This is a genomic window from Flavobacterium sp. (genome assembly GCF_035760125.1).
Lineage (GTDB): Bacteria > Bacteroidota > Bacteroidia > Flavobacteriales > Flavobacteriaceae > Flavobacterium.
In genome coordinates this window covers 1-4,320 of sequence record NZ_DASTTN010000222.1, presented here as the reverse complement: position 1 = coordinate 4,320, position 4,320 = coordinate 1, and the positions used below count along the sequence as shown (strand labels likewise).

5 protein-coding genes are annotated in these 4,320 nt (G+C 36.3%); 3 read left to right on the top strand and 2 right to left on the bottom strand.

Features of this window, described 5'->3' with window-relative positions; all coding sequences use genetic code 11:
* Positions 1-60 precede the first annotated feature (60 nt).
* Together VFS71_RS08210 and VFS71_RS08205 are read right to left on the bottom strand one after the other, a co-directional pair.
* Entirely contained in the window at positions 61-1,008 is a 948-nt protein-coding gene (locus tag VFS71_RS08210; protein ID WP_326400462.1) for a polysaccharide deacetylase family protein, read from the bottom strand.
* A gap of 6 nt (positions 1,009-1,014) precedes the next feature.
* Complete coding sequence (locus VFS71_RS08205) at positions 1,015-1,407, bottom strand: DoxX family membrane protein (protein ID WP_326400461.1); 393 nt, start codon at positions 1,405-1,407, stop codon at positions 1,015-1,017.
* Between the two features lie 95 nt (positions 1,408-1,502).
* On the opposite strand from VFS71_RS08205, the gene VFS71_RS08200 reads away from it, so the two are divergent.
* The 3 genes from VFS71_RS08200 (at position 1,503) to VFS71_RS08190 (ending at position 4,244) form a co-directional block, all read left to right on the top strand.
* Positions 1,503-2,357 (top strand): AraC family transcriptional regulator, encoded by an 855-nt coding sequence (locus VFS71_RS08200; protein WP_326400460.1) that lies wholly within the window; start codon positions 1,503-1,505, stop codon positions 2,355-2,357.
* A 155-nt stretch (positions 2,358-2,512) separates the two neighbouring features.
* A complete protein-coding gene (locus VFS71_RS08195; RefSeq protein WP_326400459.1) occupies positions 2,513-3,166 on the top strand; it encodes an NADPH-dependent F420 reductase in 654 nt (217 codons plus the stop codon).
* A 190-nt stretch (positions 3,167-3,356) separates the two neighbouring features.
* Positions 3,357-4,244: a carbon-nitrogen hydrolase gene (locus VFS71_RS08190; RefSeq protein WP_173504706.1), complete on the top strand. Its 888-nt coding sequence runs from the start codon at positions 3,357-3,359 to the stop codon at positions 4,242-4,244.
* Positions 4,245-4,320: the final 76 nt, after the last annotated feature.

Sequence of the window (4,320 nt, the reverse complement as noted above, 5' to 3'; positions counted from 1 at the left end):
TGTTTTTACACAATCTATCGGCCACTCCCCTTCGGTCACAGAAACGCCTATCAAAACCTCTTATACTTCCCGAATACTCGACTTGTCATTCAAAGTCAATTCGGCAATTTCATCCTTTCTTTTAAAGGCAACTCCTTTGTGCTGTTGCATATATTCTATCAAGTTTTTTGTTGCTTTAACCATTTGGGGAGTTCCTCCAATTCGGTCGTGAAAACTAATTGACAATTGTCTTCTTTTAAACTCACTTTCGGCGTACAATTGTTCAAACTCCAATTTCACCTGATTAAAAAATTGGTCTGCCGAAAAATTTTTTCCTTCAATCAATAAAATGTCATTATTCCGTAAAGTATAAGGAACCACCGCAAAATCTTTATTATTCACCTGAACAATAAAAGGTTCATCTCTGCTCAGATCATCAATATGGTACTTAAATCCAAGTTCCTGCAATATTTTCAAAGTATTTTCTCCTCTGCGCAACCAATTGGCATTATAGCCAATAGCTTTTGCCCCGGTAACACTCTTGATGGCATCAACACCGTCCTGAATGAACTTTTTTTCGTCTTCATAAGAAAGATTGTATTGTGAACTCCAATTCATTCCGTGTGCGGCGGCTTCGTGACCTCTTTCCACAATTTCCTTTGCCAATTGCGGATTTTTAAGCACTGCGGAACCCACCATATGCGAGGTTACTTTGATGCCTAAGGTATCCCAATTGTCTAACATTCTAGGAATGCCTTCTTTATAACCATATTGATACCAAGTGGCTGCCGGCAAATCCAGATAACCTTTAGCTAAGTTTTGCGGAAAAGGGCTTTCGGCATTATCAGGCTGTCCACCCGCTTCAAATTGCATTGAAACAGAAACAACCAAACGGGATCCGTCAGCCCATTTTGATTTTTCATTCATAGCGCTGTTTATTTTAGTGTCCATTAAAAAATTATCCAGAGGCAACATACTTGCCACGCCAGCAATTCCGGCTTGTTTTATAAAAGTTCTGCGAGAATTCATCTTGTATTATTTAAAGAAAACATTGTCCAAAGCATATCCGTTGTTAGTCATAAATTGCAGTAGAATGGCAAAGAAAATGAGATGCAGCAACTGGGACGGAATGGCATCCCAGTTTTCAATCATTGCTGTTCCAAAAAGTAAAACTAGCATTACCACCGCTCCCGAAAATGCCGCAGTTTTTGTGAATAATCCTGTAAGCAACAATAGTCCGATGATGAATTCGGCAATGGGCAAAACATAACTAAATGGTAAAATCAATGCTTTGGGTAACATCGTTTTATCAAAATTTCCAACCATCCATTGACTAAAGGTACTTAATTTAGGTAAACGGACAAGCCCGTGTCCAAACATACTAACCGCAATTGCGAGGCGTAAAATCAAAAAAGTGTAAGTGTTCATAGCTTTTTATTTTAATTGTTATTGATAAGACAAATTTCCGACCAAAAATTTCAATAAATTTGTACATATACATTGTAAATTTGTACATATAAAAGATGTTAATCAAAAATCTCTATTTACCATTCGAAATCGGAATATTTGAAACCGATACCTATACTGCCAAAGAGCATAAAAACACCTATTTTGAAATGTTTTTTATTCTTGAAGGAAAAGGGATTCAAGTCATCAATCAGCATCAGTTGGAATATGCACCAAACAAGCTTTTTTTAATATTTCCTCAAGACACGCACGGGTTTGAAGTGATAGAAAAAACCACATTTTTCTTTCTTAGGTTCAATGAAAGCTACCTAAAAACACAAGACAGGGAATGGCTAAAAAAACTGGAATATATTTTCTACAACCATAACCATTTACCGGGCTGCATACTTAAAAATACAGAAGATAAACCATTGATAAGAGCATTGGCAGAGGCTTTGACAAAAGAACAAAAAGGGCAAAATCTTTATAAACAAGAGGTAATGCAACAGCTAATAAATACTATCATAACAATTGCCGCACGAAATATCGCTCTGTTGGAAACAGCAAACCAATACCATCCAACTCAACCGCTGTCTGTATTGGGGTATGTACACCAAAACATTTACTTTCCAAATGCTCTAAGAATCGAAAAATTAGCGGAACATTTTAATTTATCGCCCAATTATATGAGTGAGTATTTTAAAAAACAAACAGGGGAAAGTTTTCAACACTACATCAATTCCTATAGAATGAAACTGATTGAAACACGTCTGCTTCATACTAATTTTCGTTTAAATGAAATTGCAGATGAATTTGGTTTGACAGATGTAAGCCATCTCAACAAACTATTTAAAAACCATAAAGGAATTAATCCTAGTGAATTTAGAAAATTTGCTAATGTTGATAGAAAAGCAAACGAAACAAAAATATAAATGGAAGTCAACAATCACCAGTCTTTAAGCTCTAAGCATATTCCAATAAACTCCCCGACATTCTAAGTCATAATAAACTGCTAAACTTACTATTTCCGTTGCCTGTTTACATTATTTTTATAACTTTATGATTCAATAACCCAAAATAGATTATAATGAAAATAGCAATTTTAGGAACTGGAGCCGTTGGCACAACAATAGCCACCAAATTGATAGAATTAGGTCATCAAGTAATGATCGGCTCCCGTAGTAATACCAATGAAAAAGCAATTGAATTTGTTAATAAATTTGAAAAAAATGCGAGTAATGGTACTTTTGAAGAAGCAGCAACTTTTGGAGAAATCATCTTCAATTGTGTCAAAGGTGAATTTGCGATAGCAGCATTACAATCAGCTGGAAAAGGTATTGAAAACAAAATCCTTATCGATATTTCCATCCCTACCGATACTAGCAAAGGAGCGCCATTGAGCTTAATTCCTGAACTTTGTAATACCAATTCATTGGGAGAAGAAATCCAAAAAACCTTTCCGAATACCAAAGTGGTAAAAACCCTAAACACAATGTGGAGTACCCTAATGGCCATTCCATCAATGTTAAAAGAGGGAGACCACACTAATTTTATATCTGGTAATGATGAGGAAGCCAAAAATACAGTGAAAAATTTACTACATGAAATAGGATGGAAAGAGGGTTCAATTCTAGATTTAGGAGACATTACAGCTTCCAGAGGAACTGAAAGTCTGGTATTGCTATGGCTAAGAATTTGGGGAACCACTATAGGTACTTTTAGTTTTAAAGTTGTTAATTAACACTTCAACTCTTTATCCTCGAATACTAAAAACACATTTGAAATGCCTACAAAAAGCCATGAACTTTTTGTAGGCATTTTTCTTTTGTACATACACAAAACGACTACCCTTTGAACTTTAAAAAAAATCCAAAAGTCAGTACCGATACTCTTTTAAAAAATAACTATTTTTGCAGTCTAATTTTTTTACCATGTCAAAGAAGAAATACAAAATAGCGGTGATTCAATTGAATCTAAACGATGTTGCCGAAAACAACCTTAAAAAATGTTTGAGTTGGGTGCGTGATGCCGCCAATCAAGGGGCTGAGGTGATTTCGTTGCCTGAGTTATACAGCAGTCATTATTTTTGTCAAAGTGAAGATGTTGACAATTTTGCTTTGGCAGAACCATTGTACAGCACGTCATTTATTGCTTTTAGCGCGTTGGCAAAAGAATTGGGAGTGGTTATTATTGTTCCTTTCTTCGAAAAAAGAATGGCAGGAATTTACCATAACAGCGCTTACATCATTAATACTGATGGTACTGAGGCTGGATTGTATCGCAAAATGCACATTCCGGACGATCCACATTTCTATGAAAAATTCTATTTTACGCCAGGTGATTTAGGTTTCAAGGCCTTCCCTACAGAAAAAGGAAAAATAGGAACTTTAATTTGTTGGGATCAATGGTACCCGGAAGCAGCTCGTTTAACAGCCTTACAAGGTGCCGATGTGTTGTTTTACCCAACAGCAATTGGATGGCATCCGCTAGAAAAAGAACAATATGGTGAAAACCAACATGGTGCCTGGATGAACGTAATGAAAGGTCATGCCGTTGCCAATGGTGTATATGTAGCAGCCGCCAACAGAATTGGTTTGGAACAATATATCGAAGGAACTGCCGGAATTCAATTTTGGGGATCATCGTTTATTGCGGGACCACAAGGCGAAATTTTGGCTCAAGCCTCACACGATAAAGAAGAAATTCTGATTGCAGAGGTAGACTTGGATTTACAGGAAAATGTACGTCAGAACTGGCCTTTCTTTAGAGACAGAAGAATCGATGCCTTCGGGGATATTACCAAAAGAGCAATCGACTAATCATGAGTACAAACAACAGACGATTCCCCGCAGAATGGGAAAAGCAACAAGGAATTTTATTGTGTTTTCCACATAA

Excerpts from the sequence above, each read along its gene's own strand:
- VFS71_RS08210 (WP_326400462.1), bottom strand. The coding sequence starts at position 1,008 with ATGAATTCTCGCAGAACTTTTATAAAACAAGCCGGAATTGCTGGCGTG.
- VFS71_RS08205 (WP_326400461.1), bottom strand. The coding sequence starts at position 1,407 with ATGAACACTTACACTTTTTTGATTTTACGCCTCGCAATTGCGGTTAGT.
- VFS71_RS08200 (WP_326400460.1), top strand. The coding sequence starts at position 1,503 with ATGTTAATCAAAAATCTCTATTTACCATTCGAAATCGGAATATTTGAA.
- VFS71_RS08195 (WP_326400459.1), top strand. The coding sequence starts at position 2,513 with ATGAAAATAGCAATTTTAGGAACTGGAGCCGTTGGCACAACAATAGCC.
- VFS71_RS08190 (WP_173504706.1), top strand. The coding sequence starts at position 3,357 with ATGTCAAAGAAGAAATACAAAATAGCGGTGATTCAATTGAATCTAAAC.